This is a genomic window from Chimaeribacter californicus, from assembly GCF_002858675.1.
Taxonomy (GTDB): Bacteria; Pseudomonadota; Gammaproteobacteria; order Enterobacterales; family Enterobacteriaceae; genus Chimaeribacter; species Chimaeribacter californicus.
Map to the genome: position 1 here is coordinate 135,744 of NZ_PJZF01000005.1, position 13,904 is coordinate 149,647.

Annotated in this window: 12 protein-coding genes and 1 pseudogene; 3 read left to right on the top strand and 10 right to left on the bottom strand. The window is 57.7% G+C overall.

The window, feature by feature from the left end; translation table 11 throughout:
* Window positions 1-18: 18 nt before the first annotated feature.
* Window positions 19-809, top strand: a pseudogene (locus CYR55_RS08345) (IS3 family transposase); the annotation flags it as partial.
* A gap of 738 nt (window positions 810-1,547) precedes the next feature.
* Here the strand turns inward: CYR55_RS08345 and CYR55_RS08350 are convergent.
* The 3 genes from CYR55_RS08350 to CYR55_RS08360 are packed head-to-tail and all read right to left on the bottom strand — an operon-like array spanning window position 1,548 to window position 3,698.
* Entirely contained in the window at window positions 1,548-2,777 is a 1,230-nt protein-coding gene (locus tag CYR55_RS08350; protein WP_146000968.1) for a hypothetical protein, read from the bottom strand.
* Window positions 2,752-3,231 carry a hypothetical protein gene (locus CYR55_RS08355; RefSeq protein WP_101815692.1) on the bottom strand — a complete coding sequence of 160 codons (480 nt, stop codon included), beginning with the start codon at window positions 3,229-3,231 and terminating at the stop codon, window positions 2,752-2,754. Before CYR55_RS08355 ends, CYR55_RS08350 begins: the two co-directional genes overlap by 26 nt.
* Before the next feature lie 11 nt (window positions 3,232-3,242).
* A complete protein-coding gene (locus tag CYR55_RS08360; RefSeq protein WP_101815693.1) occupies window positions 3,243-3,698 on the bottom strand; it encodes a hypothetical protein in 456 nt (151 codons plus the stop codon).
* Window positions 3,699-4,197: 499 nt separating this feature from the next.
* On the opposite strand from CYR55_RS08360, the gene CYR55_RS08365 reads away from it, so the two are divergent.
* Window positions 4,198-4,734 carry a sterol desaturase family protein gene (locus tag CYR55_RS08365; protein ID WP_241522112.1) on the top strand — a complete coding sequence of 179 codons (537 nt, stop codon included), beginning with the start codon at window positions 4,198-4,200 and terminating at the stop codon, window positions 4,732-4,734.
* Here CYR55_RS08365 and crtB read toward each other — a convergent pair.
* The 7 genes from crtB to CYR55_RS08400 all read right to left on the bottom strand — a co-directional run bounded on the left by crtB (window position 4,667) and on the right by CYR55_RS08400 (window position 12,390).
* Complete coding sequence (gene crtB, locus CYR55_RS08370; RefSeq protein ID WP_101815694.1) at window positions 4,667-5,596, bottom strand: 15-cis-phytoene synthase CrtB; 930 nt, start codon at window positions 5,594-5,596, stop codon at window positions 4,667-4,669. The genes CYR55_RS08365 and crtB overlap by 68 nt on opposite strands.
* Complete coding sequence (locus tag CYR55_RS08375; RefSeq protein WP_101815695.1) at window positions 5,593-7,074, bottom strand: phytoene desaturase; 1,482 nt, start codon at window positions 7,072-7,074, stop codon at window positions 5,593-5,595. Before CYR55_RS08375 ends, crtB begins: the two co-directional genes overlap by 4 nt.
* Window positions 7,074-8,240 carry a lycopene beta-cyclase CrtY gene (gene crtY / locus CYR55_RS08380; protein WP_101815696.1) on the bottom strand — a complete coding sequence of 389 codons (1,167 nt, stop codon included), beginning with the start codon at window positions 8,238-8,240 and terminating at the stop codon, window positions 7,074-7,076. Before crtY ends, CYR55_RS08375 begins: the two co-directional genes overlap by 1 nt.
* A complete protein-coding gene (locus CYR55_RS08385; protein WP_101815697.1) occupies window positions 8,237-9,520 on the bottom strand; it encodes a glycosyltransferase in 1,284 nt (427 codons plus the stop codon). Before CYR55_RS08385 ends, crtY begins: the two co-directional genes overlap by 4 nt.
* Window positions 9,517-10,560 carry a type 2 isopentenyl-diphosphate Delta-isomerase gene (fni, locus tag CYR55_RS08390; RefSeq protein ID WP_101815698.1) on the bottom strand — a complete coding sequence of 348 codons (1,044 nt, stop codon included), beginning with the start codon at window positions 10,558-10,560 and terminating at the stop codon, window positions 9,517-9,519. Before fni ends, CYR55_RS08385 begins: the two co-directional genes overlap by 4 nt.
* An 80-nt stretch (window positions 10,561-10,640) precedes the next feature.
* Window positions 10,641-11,546: a polyprenyl synthetase family protein gene (locus CYR55_RS08395; RefSeq protein ID WP_101815789.1), complete on the bottom strand. Its 906-nt coding sequence runs from the start codon at window positions 11,544-11,546 to the stop codon at window positions 10,641-10,643.
* A 280-nt stretch (window positions 11,547-11,826) separates the two neighbouring features.
* On the bottom strand, window positions 11,827-12,390 hold the full coding sequence (locus tag CYR55_RS08400) for a YtfJ family protein (protein ID WP_101815699.1): 564 nt from the start codon (window positions 12,388-12,390) through the stop codon (window positions 11,827-11,829).
* A 287-nt stretch (window positions 12,391-12,677) separates the two neighbouring features.
* Between CYR55_RS08400 and manD the strand changes: the two genes are divergently transcribed.
* Entirely contained in the window at window positions 12,678-13,892 is a 1,215-nt protein-coding gene (gene manD, locus CYR55_RS08405) for a D-mannonate dehydratase ManD (RefSeq protein ID WP_101815790.1), read from the top strand.
* The last annotated feature ends 12 nt before the right edge of the window (window positions 13,893-13,904 follow it).

Sequence of the window (13,904 nt, forward strand, 5' to 3'; positions counted from 1 at the left end):
AACAACACAGGTGCTCCAATGAAAAGAAGAAATTTTAGTCCTGAATTCAAACGCGAATCCGCTCAGTTGGTTGTCGATCAAAACTACACCGTCTCTGACGCCGCTAAGGCTATGGATGTCGGTCTTTCCACGATGACAAAATGGGTCAGGCAACTGCGTGAAGAGCGTCAGGGCAAAACACCAAAAGCCTCTCCGATAACACCGGAACAAATCGAAATACGTGAGCTGAAGAAAAAGCTACAACGTATTGAAATAGAAAACGAAATATTAAAAAAGGCTACCGCGCTCTTGATGTCAGACTCCCTGAACAGTTCTCGATAATCGGGAAACTCAGGGCGCGTTATCCTGTGGCAACTCTCTGCCATGTGTTTGGGGTTCATCGCAGCAGCTATAAATACTGGAAAAATCGTCCTGAAAAACCAGACGGCAGACGGGCTGTGTTACGAAGTCAGGTACTTGAGCTGCATGGCATCAGCCACGGTTCGGCCGGAGCAAGAAGCATCGCCACAATGGCAACCCAGAGAGGCTACCAGATAGGGCGCTGGCTTGCTGGCCGGCTCATGAAAGAGCTGGGCCTGGTCAGTTGCCAGCAGCCGACTCACCGATATAAGCGTGGCGGTCATGCACACGTTGCTATCCCGAATCACCTTGAGCGACAGTTCGCCGTAACAGAGCCAAACCAGGTGTGGTGCGGTGATGTGACCTATATCTGGACAGGCAAACGCTGGGCATACCTCGCTGTTGTTCTCGACCTGTTTGCAAGAAAGCCAGTGGGCTGGGCAATGTCGTTCTCGCCGGATAGTAGACTGTGCTGGGTGGGTGTTTCGATACAGCCATTACCGGGAATAGTGAAATCACTGGTGATACAAACTGCATTTATTTGCTTTCCCAATCTGATTCCTTTTGCGAAAGGGTGTCGATTACTGGCAATGCTATAAATTGCCAAAAAACAGGCGCAGTATCGGTAAGGATTTCGAATACAGATGGTGCTGGGTATTGTAGAAACATTACAATTGCATCTAACGACATTCGCGGAACTGGAACAAATACGGATTTAACATACGGGATTTTTGTAGCAGGGAGTTATGCTATAACGAATGTGGTAGTTTGTGGGAACAACTTCATTGATCACACATACGGCGTTTTCTTTGGTGGGGTTAGCTCAGTAGGAGCCAATACAGATTGGATATTTCAGGGAATGGGTTTTCTTTATACAGCGGAGGATTGGCTGTGCGTTTTCCTGAGCGAATTTCACCAAGAATCTATTATCGCTATAATTCGACAAGTACATTTAACGCAACTGCATCACAGTCCACGTTATCTATTGACGTTTCAGCTGCCGGATTCCTTGAGATCCCGATCTACGCAAACGCCATGCTTACAACACAAAACTCCGTAAGGCTTGTATATTCATATGATTCAAGCAGCACCTCTACCCTGGTATTTACAGTCGTCGGAACGGTAACTGCTGGCACTGCCAGATATTTACTTGACGCAGTAGGTGAGTCTCCCTATGGATATTAAAAAAGCCCCGAAAGGGGCTTTTCTTACTTTCCATTAGCAGATGAAGATATAATCGACATACATGAAATTATACACATAATCTCGAATATAAAATCAACTCTATAACCTGACGCGTAAACAGTAGGCGAAAGGCCAAGCATTGTTACAGTCATGAAGCCTATTAGCATCGCTATAATTGGTGTGCAATTTGACTTGGCATTCATTACAAGATCAATAAGTACCAAAAATAGAGATGATATAACAGCGAAAATATAGAAATATGATATGTAGACTTTACCAGCAGACCAACGAGTTGCGTCAACGGTAGCGCTATTAAAAATAAACCCACCCGAAAATAGACCAGTCAGTGAGTTAGCAATTGATATTGATATGAAAGTTGCAATAATAAACAATGCACACTTCGTCGAATTCCTCATGCCAGAATAAGAGCACCTAACATAGAATGCTGAAATCATAAGTGCTATTAGTGGGATATTGTATCTGAATGTCATCAGCTGGTGAAGCTTGTCAAACCCCAGCGAAAGCTTATTGATAAGTCCATAAGTCTGATACTGCGGATACCATCTCCATACCTCAAGGGCAAACCTTTTCTCGTTGCCGGGTGCTTTGAGGCAAATAATTAGGTTTATGATAACCAATAAGGTAATCACTAAATTGAACCTGGATAACATCCTCCCCTGATAGCATATAAAGAAAATCATTGCAACAACAAAAGCCAGCCCGGCCTGTTCCATGTACGGGAAGTAGAAACATAGCAGAGCACAAACAATTTTTTTGAAACTCCCGCCTTCTCCTGAATAGCACACTGAGAATACATATAGCGCAACTGCAGTGGGAAGCAGGTAATTATAAAAGCCTGTAATCCACCATGAAGCATCGATATTTATTTGATAAGGCATGGTAGCGAACAGAATCAATGCGAAGGCAAATGGCACAACCGTAGGGCGGAATCCAGATATTTTGCTGCAGGAATAGCACACGGCTGCAACAGAAATAGGAATTCCAACTTCCCATAGGATGGGGTAACCAATCGTTGAGGTCATCAACAGTTCTAAAGAAAACCTACCACTCCATGAATTAAATCTATGCACAAGAATGTCAATGATGTGCCCGGAGTTGAAAATTGATAGAAAAACTTGATCATCATCAGCGCCACGAAGGCTGACAGTTTTAGATATAAATAAAAGGTATGTCAATATCGATAATACAAGTAATGATTTAACCCACTTATTTACAAGTGTATGTGGCAGCATGACCAACTCCTTTCTCGTCAAAAGAAACTATCAACAACTTTTTAGTAAAATCTTCTCTTGCCGAAGAGTCATGACGAGTTGCTATGAATCCTGATTTGTCGTACATTCCACCAACATTGAATGCATCACCTACATCTCTTCTTGGCTGGAATGAACTCATAAGCTCAACCATATTCCCATTACTTTTTTCAGCGTAAACCCTATTCAGTATCTTCCAGTTGCCCGGCAGAAAAGCCCAGCCAGTAACCGCGACATCCCTCTCTCCAAAAGCACACGAATCTATATGAAAAAACTTAAGCGCACCACCGCTTGTGTCAGGCGCTAAACTCCTTGGAGAATTCCATGCCATATAAAACGCATATGTCATAGCCAGCGACAGGGTTAACATGATGGCGAATATAACATCGATGTTAATTCTTTTGTTTTTTCCGATCTTTCCTGTTTCAGAAGACATTAACTTTCCTTTTATTGTTGGCAGGCATAGTGCTTCTTTTTTATGGTGCCGTCCTCAATGATATTGACTGAGATATCCGTGGTGTCGGCAGGGATTCTAATTTTCCTGATGGAGGCAGAGAAGCCGTATCTCTCAAATTCCTGATTGAGTTTCAACGCGGTAGAGACGTCGCGTCTTAGTTCTGTCTTCACAGGTACGACATACTCATGATCGCCTGGCGAGAGGGTGACTGTCAGAGTCCCTTCCTTTGGATACTTGTCAGAGTATATCCACCCGCGGATCATCACTCGGCTGGAGTTGTTAACGCAGTTATCGATGTGCATCGTAACGTTATCGCTGCCTTCCTCTTTCAGTGAGGAGTAGTCCACAACCTCCGCCTTGTTCCATGAGAAGAGCATGATGGCGCAGACTGCGGCAACACAAACAACCATCACCCACAAGGCATTCTTTTTCAAAACATCCAACATATCTCTTCCTCTGATTTATAAATCATTGATGCACCCTGTAGTTGTCATCCAATCTGTACATCTAGCGGCAGCATTCTAGGCGTAACAGGCGCCAGGCGCAAAGCACGTGAGAAGATGGGGTGAGGATTGTGATGGGACGGATTTGGGACATGCAAAGGTTTGTGACCTTTACCAAGCCTTTGCATGTTTTGGCATCGTGGGACGTGTGAGCGTGGTCAGATGCGGTAAGTTACTGTGTTAAAAGGCGGTTCTAGGAACTTCTAAGCCGTAGGTCACAGGTTCGAGCCCTGTAGGGCGTACCATTTCTTGCCACGTGCCTGCATCTCGTCTTTGCTTCCCCCTCGTCTGGTTTTTGTTCTGCGTGTTGCCGCCTTTGTATCCGTACCCCATCCCCGTGCTACCAACACTGCTATACTTTGCTGCGCCAATCCTGTTGGAACCACAGGAGATTTTCCGGCCGCCGGAAACACCCAGGAGGGGGAAACACCCAGGAGAAAGTATGCTTGTGCTTTGGAATACCGGAATTGTGCTGTTAACGGTGGCGGCGATGGAGATCATCGCGGCAGTGTCACATAAGTACATCATGCATGGCTGGGGGTGGGGCTGGCACCATTCGCACCATGCGCCGCATACCTCCTGGTTTGAATTGAATGATCTTTATGCGGTGCTGTTTGCGGTGCTGGCGATTGTGCTGATCGCGTTCGGCACAGCCGGTTACTGGCCGTTGCAGTGGATAGGGGCGGGCATGACGCTGTACGGGCTGCTCTATTTCATTGTCCATGATGGGCTGGTGCACCAGCGCTGGCCGTTCCGCTACATCCCGCGGCGCGGCTACCTGAAACGCTTATATCTGGCGCACCGGCTGCACCACGCGGTGCGTGGGCGTGAGGGCTGCGTCTCCTTTGGTTTCCTGTATGCGCCACCGGTTGCCAAATTACAGGCGACGCTGCGTGAACAAAAAAACCGCGCTAACGTGGACGTTGCCAAAGGCCGGAAGGACGGGCGGGCGGTGACGCCGCGACCCGGGAACGAATAGCCAGCCCGGCACCGGCGATCAGCAGGCCGAGTTTCTCCAGCTTGCTGGTGCCCTGCCGCCGGTCCCAGGCGCGTTCACCGGCGCGATCCACTTTCACGCCAATCTCCCGGTAGACCCCACGGGCGGTAGCAATCGCCCAGGCGGAACGTAACGGCAACCCGGCCAGCCCGGCGCGCGCCGAGGCGTAATAGGGCTCAGCTTCCGCCACCAGCCGTGACGCCAGCGGCACCAGCGCAGCCCGGTGCGCCGGGTCGGCGACGTTCGCCGGTTCAATACCCGCCGCCGCCAGCCAGTCAGCCGGCAGATAGCAGCGCCCGACCTGCGCATCCTCGACAATATCCCGCGCGATGTTGGTCAGCTGGAATGCCAGCCCGAGATCGCAGGCACGGTCCAGCACCGCCTCGTCGCGCACGCCCATCACCCGCGCCATCATCAGCCCCACCACACCCGCCACGTGGTAGCAGTAACGCAGGGTATCGTCAAAAGTCTCATACCGTTCGCCGCGTACGTCCATCGCGAACCCTTCCAGGTGGTCAAACGCCTGCTGCCGGGGAATGGCATGGGCCAGCGCCACCTCCTGAAATGCGGCAAACGCCGGGTCTTCCATGGTGACCCCCGCATAGGCGCGGCGGGTCATCGTCCGGAGCATCGCCAGCCGCTGTTCGGGGCTGTCAGGGGCGGTACCGGGCGAGGCAAACCCCAGCGTCTGGTCATCGATCACGTCGTCACAATGGCGGCACCAGGCGTAGAGCATCAGCGCACTGCGCCGGGTACCGGTGTCGAACAGTCTGGAGGCGGTGGCAAAACTTTTGGAACCGACCGCCATGGTCTGGGTGGCGTGGTTCAACAGGGGCTGATTCATGGTGCCAGATCCTCCAGCATCAGGCCCGCCGTGGCTTTGGCCGAGCCAATCACCCCCGGCACCCCGGCGCCGGGATGGGTGCCCGCGCCCACCAGGTAGAGGTTCGGGAAGCGGTCATCGCGGTTGTGTGGCCGGAACCAGGCGCTCTGGGTCAGCAGCGGTTCAATGGAGAAAGCGGAACCCAGGTGCGCACCCAGTTCATCCCGGAAATCAAAGGGCGTGAACATCCGGTGCGTGACCAGCTGTTCGCGCAGCCCCGGCATGTAGTGCTGTTCCAGGTAAGCGAAAATACGGTCGCGCAGGCGCGGCCCTTCAACTGCCCAGTCCAGATCGGCGGTGCCGAGGTGCGGCACCGGGGCCAGCACGTAATAGCTGCCGCAGCCGGGCGGGGCGAGTGATGGGTCGGTCACACAGGGTGCATGGAGGTAAAGCGAGAAATCTTCCGACAGCGCGTCCCGGTTGAAAATATCCTCAATCAGCTCCCGGTAACGAGGGCCAAAACAGACGGTATGGTGCGCCAGCTGGCTATGCTGTTTGTTCAGGCCAAAATAGAGCACAAACAGTGAGTTGCTCATGCTTTTGCGTTTCAGCGCCCCGGCCCGTGCCGCGCCCGCCGGGTGGTGGCCGAGCAGCGTGTCATAGGTATGCACCACATCGGCATTGGAGGCGACGGCTGGGGTGTCAAAATGGCGGCCATCCGCCAGATGCACGCTGCTGATGCGGGAGCCGGTGGTTTCCATCCGGCTGACTTTCGCGTTCAGTTCGATCTCCCCGCCTAGATCCTGGAACAGCCGCACCAGCCCCTGCACCAGCGCACCGGTGCCGCCGCGTGCAAACCAGACGCCCCATTCACGCTCCAGCGCGTGGATCAGCGTATAAATCGACGAGGTGGCGAAAGGGTTGCCGCCTACCAGCAGCGAATGGAAAGAGAATGCCTGCCGCAAATAGTCATCTTTAATAAAACGGGACACCATGTCATACACGCTGCGCCACGCCTGCAGGCGCGCCAGTTGCGGCCCGGCGCGCAGCATGTCGCGGAAGGAGAGGAACGGCACTGTGCCAAGCTTCAGGTAGCCCTCTTTAAACACCGCGCGGGAGTAGTCGAGGAAACGCCGGTAGCCCTCGACATCCTGCGGGTTGAATTGCTGGATCTGGCGCTCCAGGCTCTCCTGATCGTTGTCGTAATCAAATACCCGGCCGGACTCCCAGCACAGGCGGTAAAACGGCGTGACCGGCAGCAGATCAACATAATCAGCCATGCGTTTACCGGCCAGCGTGAACAGCTCCTCAATGGCGCTGGGGTCGGTGATCACCGTCGGGCCGGCATCAAATTTAAAACCCTGATCTTCATAAACATAGGCGCGGCCGCCGGGTTTATCACGCTGTTCAAGCAGCCGGGTGGGCACGCCCGCCGCTTGTAAGCGGATGGCGAGGGCCAGGCCGCCGAAACCGGCACCAATTACTATCGTTCGTTTCATCAAAAAGCTCGCAGCCGGGGAGTGTGCTTCAGCACGGCTTTCAGGGCCTCGCCCACCGGCACCGGTGGCTTGCCCGTCAGGATCCGTGCCATGTCAGCCGGGGTGAGGCGGCCGGCGTAAAACCGGGCGATCAGACCTTCCCCCAGACCGTAAAAACGTTGCATAACCTGCCAGCGCTGCGTCGGGCGTCCCGCCAGAAACAGCATACGGTTAAGCAGGCGGAAAAAGCGCTGCCGCTGCCATTGTTGGGCGGCATAACGGTGAATCAGCGTAAACAGCGGCCCGGCCAGAAGGGCTGGCTGGGCGGCAATCAGGTCTGCCAGCGCTACCGCCTGCGGCAGTGAATAGCCGGTTGTGGGGTGGAACAGCCCGGCACGCAGCCCGGCGCAGGGCTGGCCCTGACGCTGCTGCCAGAAGGCCGCCGGGTGGCCGGCCAGCGTAATCGGCAGATTGCCCTGTTCCTCCCGTTGCAGGCTCTGTAATGCCCAGCCCTGCGCGGCGGCATAATCCGCGATGTTCTGCCGCGCCTGCCCGGCAGAGAGTTCGCTGTGGTCGAGGTAATGGGTATCCTCAATCAACAGCGTGTCAGCGGTGAGCGGCAGGGTATAGACGAAGCGGTAGCCGTTTTGCTGGTCCACCGTGGCATCCATCAGAATAGGGCGCACCAGCCCATGCGGGCGCGCCAGCTGCCACTGCTGGCCTAAAAAGGCCTGAAAACCCACCGCCAGGTGCGGGCCGGGCTGATAGCCGCGGCCGTCAATCACTGCCCCGGCGCGCAGGGTCTGCCCATTTTCCAGCTGTACCTCAGTGGGCGTCAGCCCGGCAATGGCGGTGCCGGTCAGCAACTGGCCGCCCAACTGCTGGGTTAATACCGTCGCGAAGCGCTCCGAGGTGACGCTCAGGTAACCGCCGGGCAGGGTACGGGTGAGGTGAGGGAAACGGACGTCGTAACCCTGCCAGCGGTGCGCCACCAGCGGGGCAACCCACGCATGCTGGGCTTCGGTCAGGTCATCCTGATGGAATGACCAGGTGTGGTTGCCGCCGGGGTGCGGCGCGGCCTCAATCACCAGCAGGTTAAGGTGCGGCTGACACTGGCGCAGGCGCAGGGCGATAAGCCCGTTCGCCAGTCCGCCGCCCACCAGAATCAGGTCATAAGGGCGGCTCACGTCACCGCCTCTGCTAGCACCGGCCGCCGCGCATAGAGCGCCTGCTCCACAATCGCGGCCGCACGCACCGCCCCCCCGGCCTGCCGGATCTGGACACGCAGCGGGGCCATCTGCTGCCGATAACCGGGGTCTTCCAGTAACCGGTACAGATTATCCGCCAGGGTGCGGCGGCAGGCGAAGCGCGAAACCCGGCGGCCAATGCCCTGATACACCACCCGCGCCGCCACGCCCGGTTGATCAAAAGCAATCGGGATGACGAGGATCGGCGTCCCGCTGCTGACGGCATCCATCACCGTATTCAGCCCGCCGTGGGTAATCACCGCCTGCGCCTGCCGCAGCACGGCCGGTTGGTCGGCAAAATCGGTGACATGGGTGGCACCGCAGGCATAGAGGCTTTCGGCCTGCGCGGGCGTCAGGCCGCCGCAGTGTGCCACCAGCAGTTGTGCATCCAGGCTGCGGCAGGCGCGGGCCAGCGTGCGGAACAGGCCGTAACGGTGCCCTTGCAGGGTGCCGAGCGAGGCGTAAACCAGCGGCCGCGCCGGGTCCACCGGCCAGGCCTCTGCCGGATGCGCAGCCGTGGCGGGTGGGCGCAGCGGCCCCACGGCATGGAAACCGGGCGGCAGCGCCTGCCGGGGGAAGTCCAGGGCGGGTAAGGTCTGGCTGATTTGCGCCAGCGGGGAGAGGCACTCATGCAGCCCATGGCGCGGCGGCAGGCCAAAGGTGCGGGCATGGCGGGCGATAACCCGCCCGTGGCCGCGCATCATCCAGTCATAGACTTTCTGGCTGGAGGCGTACAGCGTCAGCGCGCGTTCATCCGTAGCGTAGTCAAACGGCATCACCGGCAGCGGCAGGCCCGGTTCACGGTTGAGCGGCAACGCACAGGCCACCGAGACAAACGGCAACCCCAGCGCTTCCGCCACCAGCCCCCCGGCCGGTTCCATCTGGTCGGCAATCACGCCGTCGATCGCCAACTGGTTAAATGCCGTGGGGAGCGTGCGGCAGAGCATATCGGTGGAGGCGGCCATATCCTTGATTAAACGAAGAATCGCCAGCCCGGCCGGGTTGGCCGCCAGCCGCAGGGTATGCGCCAGGCTGCCGGGCGGGTGGCTGGCTGCGCCGACCGGGTGAAAAGCAATACGCGGGTCATTCAGCAAGCCCGCTGCATCGGCCTGCTGAATAAAGGTGATCCGGTGGCCGCGGGCGATCAGCGCCTGTGCGAGCGCCTGCAACGCCCGGACATGGCTGTAGAGCGGCGGGGCCACCACCGCGTAGTGGCTCATGCCGTGGCCTCAGCGTTCAATAAGGGGGCTGCTTTCAGCGCAGCGAGGTTGGCACTGCCGGTGCAGAAACAGACTACCCGCAGCTGATCGATAATCGTCTGGAAATGGGCGGCCACCGCATCGGTGGAGGCGGTGGCGCTGCCGAGCACCGCTGCCGCCTGGCCCACCAGATCGGCCCCGAGACGCAGCGCCTTGGCCGCATCAATGCCGTCCCGGATGCCACCAGAGGCGATAAGCGGCATCTCAGGTAACTGTTGGCGCAACTCCCGCAAGGCGTCAGCGGTCGGGATGCCCCAGTCGGCAAACGCCATGGCCACTGCGCGCGCCTGGGGGGTGGCGGCGCGTTCGCCTTCCACCGCGGCCCAGCTGGTGCCGCCCGCGCCGGCGACATCCAGCATGGTTACGCCGGCCTCCGCCAGCCGACGCGCCACGGAGGGGGAAAGCCCCGCGCCGACTTCTTTGATCACCACCGGCACCGGCAAGGCCGCCACCACCTGGGTAATGGCGGCCAGTACGCCGCGCCAGTCGCGGTCACCGTTAATCTGCAACGCTTCCTGTAACGGGTTGAGGTGCACAATCAGCGCGTCGGCCTCAATCATCTCTACCGCCCGGCGCGCAAAATCCAGGCCGTCGCGGCCGGTAATCTGTGCCGCGCCGAGGTTCGCCAGCAGCGGGACATCGGGGGCGATATCACGCAGTTCACGCGTCAGCCCGACATTGCTGTTCCCCTCCAGTGCCACCCGCTGGGAACCGACGCCCATCGCCAGCCCCAGTGCCTGCGCGGCTTCCGCCAGATGGCGGTTAATACTGCGGGCGCGGTTGGCCCCGCCGGTCATGGAGCTTATCAGCAGCGGGGCATTTAACGGGCGGCCAAAGAGCGTGGTGCGCAGGTCGATACGGTCAAGGTCGAGTTCCGGCAGGGCGCAGTGTTCAAAGCGCCAGCGCTCAAACCCGGTGCGGACACGGCTTACCGCACGCGCCGGGTGCAGCACAATATCCAGATGGTCGTTCTTGCGTTTGATGAGCTCCGCGTCCTTCATTGACACTCCGGTAAAGACATCCTGTTGAAACGTCCGTTGTACAGTGGGCCGTGGGGCGGAAAGCCGCGCCGGCCCGGTGTTCAGCTAATCAAGGCGAGCTTCTGGCCAAACCAGGCGTGCATAAAACGCCGGGTTGCCATGCCCTGATCGCAGGCGCAGGCGAGGTGCTCATCGGCCCGGCGAAGATGGTGGTGCAGGCGCTGTTGTACCGCTTCACTGCCGAGCATCGACACCAGCGTGGATTTCCCGGCGTCCTTGTTCATATCTTTGCCGGTGCCCGCCAGGCCGTCGACCAGATCGTCGAGTAACTGGAAAGCCTGCCCCAGATCCAGGGCAAAACAGCGCAGCTTCTGCCGGACATCCGGCGCGGCCCCGGCGGCGATGGCCGCCATTTGCAGGGTGGCACCAAACAGCATGCTGGTTTTGAGTTCGTTGGTGGTGAAGATAGCGTCTGCGCTGCGGGTGTCGTTGCCTTCGGTCAGATCCTGATATTGCCCCTGCACCAGCCCTTGCACGCCGACGGCGGCAGACAACTCCGCAACCGCCTGCGTGCGGGCCTGGCTTGGCAGATCGTTGGCAGCTGCTACTACGCCAAAGGCTTTGCTGAGCAGGGCGACCGCCGCCAGAATCGCCACATTTTCACCGAACTGACGGTGAATCGTGGGGCGGCCGCGCCGCAGTAACGCATTGTCCATGCAGGGGATATCATCCAGCATCAGGGAGGCGGCGTGGATCATCTCCACGGCACAGGCCAGATCAAGCAGCCCGCTGTGCCCGGCATCACAGCCGAGATCCTGGGCGGCCAGCATCAGCAACAGCGGGCGGATGCGCTTCCCCGGGGCCAGCGTGCCTTCACGCATCGCCACGTTTACCCGATCACGCTCGCCGCTTTCCGGCAGCAGTTGATCCAGGCGGGTTTCAAGCGCGGTGATCAGCGCCGGGAGTTCACTGTCCAGGCTTAAGGGTTTATCGGCATAGGCTGTCATGATCGCGTTCCCTGGTTGCCCGCGGTGGCCGGCGTGATTGTCGGTAACCAAAAAGCGGCCGCCGCCCTCAGGCACACATTTATTGCTGCCATACCGGGCCGGCGATGACGTCTTTGATTAATCATACGATTGATTGTTCTATTAAATCTGGCGAAAAGTCCCTTTAGATCAGGATAGTTTATTATTTTAAAAAAGCCCGCGGACGCGGCGAACAATCCCCTTTTTCTCATCATCGCCGGGCAAAAAATGGCCGGAATTTAACCGGTAAACGCACATAAAATCAGGAAGTTTTCAGCAACTGGTGAAGTAAGGCCATCACCTGCTGAACCTCGGCCGGCGTCAGCGCGCCGTCTCTGGCAAACCGCACCGTGCCGGTGGGGTCCAGCACCACTACGGCAGAGCCGCCATCCTCCAGTTGCCAGGCACGTTTTGCGGCGCCACGGCTGTCGATAATAAATTGCGACTCAGGCAGGGCTTTTTTACTGGCCTCAATACTGCGGCGGACGAACAGGGCGCTGCCGGTAATCGCATCGTCGGTATTGATAATGGTAGTGGTCTGGTAGCGGTCAGGGGGTAACGCTGCGCGGTTTATCGCCTCCGTCAGGGCGATGTTTTTGTCTTTCGCCGAGAGGCGGCCGGCAATGTGCAGCATCACCCGCACTTTCCCGGTCAGGCGGGCGCTGTTCCATGGCTGGTAGCGGCTCTCCGCTTGCTGTTGAATCACTTCACCCCGGTCAGCAATACCCACCGGCGGCACCCGCTGCCCCTCGACAAAATCATGCGCCGCAGCCCATAAAGGCAACAGCAACCCCACCGCGCACGCGATCCCTGAACGCATTCTCATTCTCTTCTCCACTTTTGGCCGCCGGGAAGCCCGGGCAAGGTGCCGTAAAAATGCCTGCGTACGGTCGTCCCGGCAGGCATGCCCCTTTTGTATAGCATAGGTGGCTGAATAGTGATGAAAAGCGGGGAAACGGCGGCCAACCGGTGACGCGCGGCGGCGCCCGGCTCGCCGGTATTCCGTGATCAATCGTCCATTTTTCACACATCATACTTGTATGGTAGTTATGTCAGATTTAGAGTCACTGCCTGATGTGCGCTGAAGTGGCGCTGGCCGATAAGGAACAGACGATGAAAATTGTGAAGGCTGAGGTATTCGTGACCTGCCCGGGGCGGAATTTCGTGACGCTGAAAATCACCACCGATGAGGGGCTGACCGGGCTGGGCGATGCCACATTGAATGGCCGGGAGTTGTCAGTGGCCTCCTATCTTCAGGATCATCTTTGCCCGCAACTGGTGGGGCGCGATGCGCACCGCATTGAGGACATCTGGCAATTCTTCTACAAAGGGGCGTACTGGCGGCGCGGGCCGGTGACGATGTCCGCAATTTCAGCCATCGATATGGCGCTGTGGGACATCAAAGCCAAGGCCGCCAATATGCCGCTCTACCAGTTGCTGGGCGGTGCCTCGCGGGATGCGGTGATGGTCTATTGCCACACCACCGGGCACTCCATCGATGAAGTGCTGGATGACTACGCGAAACACAAAGAGATGGGCTTCAAGGCGATCCGCGTGCAGTGCGGCGTGCCGGGCATGAAAACTACCTATGGCATGGCGAAAGGCAAAGGGCTGGCATATGAGCCGGCCACCAAGGGCAACTGGCCGGAAGAGCAGCTCTGGTCCACGGAAAAATACCTCGATTTCACCCCGAAATTGTTCGATGCGGTGCGCAGTAAATTCGGCTTTGAGGAGCATTTGCTGCATGACATGCACCACCGCCTGACGCCGATTGAAGCGGCGCGCTTCGGCAAAAGCGTGGAGCAGCATCGCCTGTTCTGGATGGAAGACCCGACCCCGGCCGAGAATCAGGCCTGCTTCCGCCTGATCCGCCAGCATACCGTGACGCCGATTGCCGTAGGCGAGGTGTTCAACAGCATCTGGGATTGTAAGCAGCTGATTGAAGAACAGCTGATTGACTATATCCGCACCACGCTGACCCACGCCGGCGGCATTACCGGGATGCGCCGTATTGCCGATTTTGCCGCGCTCTACCAGGTGCGTACCGGCTCGCATGGCCCGTCTGACCTTTCGCCTGTCTGCATGGCGGCGGCGCTGCACTTTGACCTCTGGGTGCCGAACTTCGGCGTGCAGGAGTATATGGGCTACTCCGAGCAGATGCTGGAGGTCTTCCCGCATCACTGGACCTTTGACCGCGGCATGATGCACCCCGGTGATAAACCGGGTATCGGCATCGAATTTGATGAAAAGCTGGCGGCGAAATACCCGTTTGAACCGGCCAACCTGCCGGTGGCGCGCCTGGAAGACGGCACCCTGTGGAACTGGTAACCGAGGATAAGA

What these genes read in the sequence shown, in the direction of transcription:
- CYR55_RS08350 (WP_146000968.1), bottom strand. Translation starts at nt 2,777, where the DNA reads ATGCTGCCACATACACTTGTAAATAAGTGGGTTAAATCATTACTTGTA.
- CYR55_RS08355 (WP_101815692.1), bottom strand. Translation starts at nt 3,231, where the DNA reads ATGTCTTCTGAAACAGGAAAGATCGGAAAAAACAAAAGAATTAACATC.
- CYR55_RS08360 (WP_101815693.1), bottom strand. Translation starts at nt 3,698, where the DNA reads ATGTTGGATGTTTTGAAAAAGAATGCCTTGTGGGTGATGGTTGTTTGT.
- CYR55_RS08365 (WP_241522112.1), top strand. Translation starts at nt 4,198, where the DNA reads ATGCTTGTGCTTTGGAATACCGGAATTGTGCTGTTAACGGTGGCGGCG.
- crtB (WP_101815694.1), bottom strand. Translation starts at nt 5,596, where the DNA reads ATGAATCAGCCCCTGTTGAACCACGCCACCCAGACCATGGCGGTCGGT.
- CYR55_RS08375 (WP_101815695.1), bottom strand. Translation starts at nt 7,074, where the DNA reads ATGAAACGAACGATAGTAATTGGTGCCGGTTTCGGCGGCCTGGCCCTC.
- CYR55_RS08385 (WP_101815697.1), bottom strand. Translation starts at nt 9,520, where the DNA reads ATGAGCCACTACGCGGTGGTGGCCCCGCCGCTCTACAGCCATGTCCGG.
- fni (WP_101815698.1), bottom strand. Translation starts at nt 10,560, where the DNA reads ATGAAGGACGCGGAGCTCATCAAACGCAAGAACGACCATCTGGATATT.
- CYR55_RS08395 (WP_101815789.1), bottom strand. Translation starts at nt 11,546, where the DNA reads ATGACAGCCTATGCCGATAAACCCTTAAGCCTGGACAGTGAACTCCCG.
- CYR55_RS08400 (WP_101815699.1), bottom strand. Translation starts at nt 12,390, where the DNA reads ATGAGAATGCGTTCAGGGATCGCGTGCGCGGTGGGGTTGCTGTTGCCT.
- manD (WP_101815790.1), top strand. Translation starts at nt 12,678, where the DNA reads ATGAAAATTGTGAAGGCTGAGGTATTCGTGACCTGCCCGGGGCGGAAT.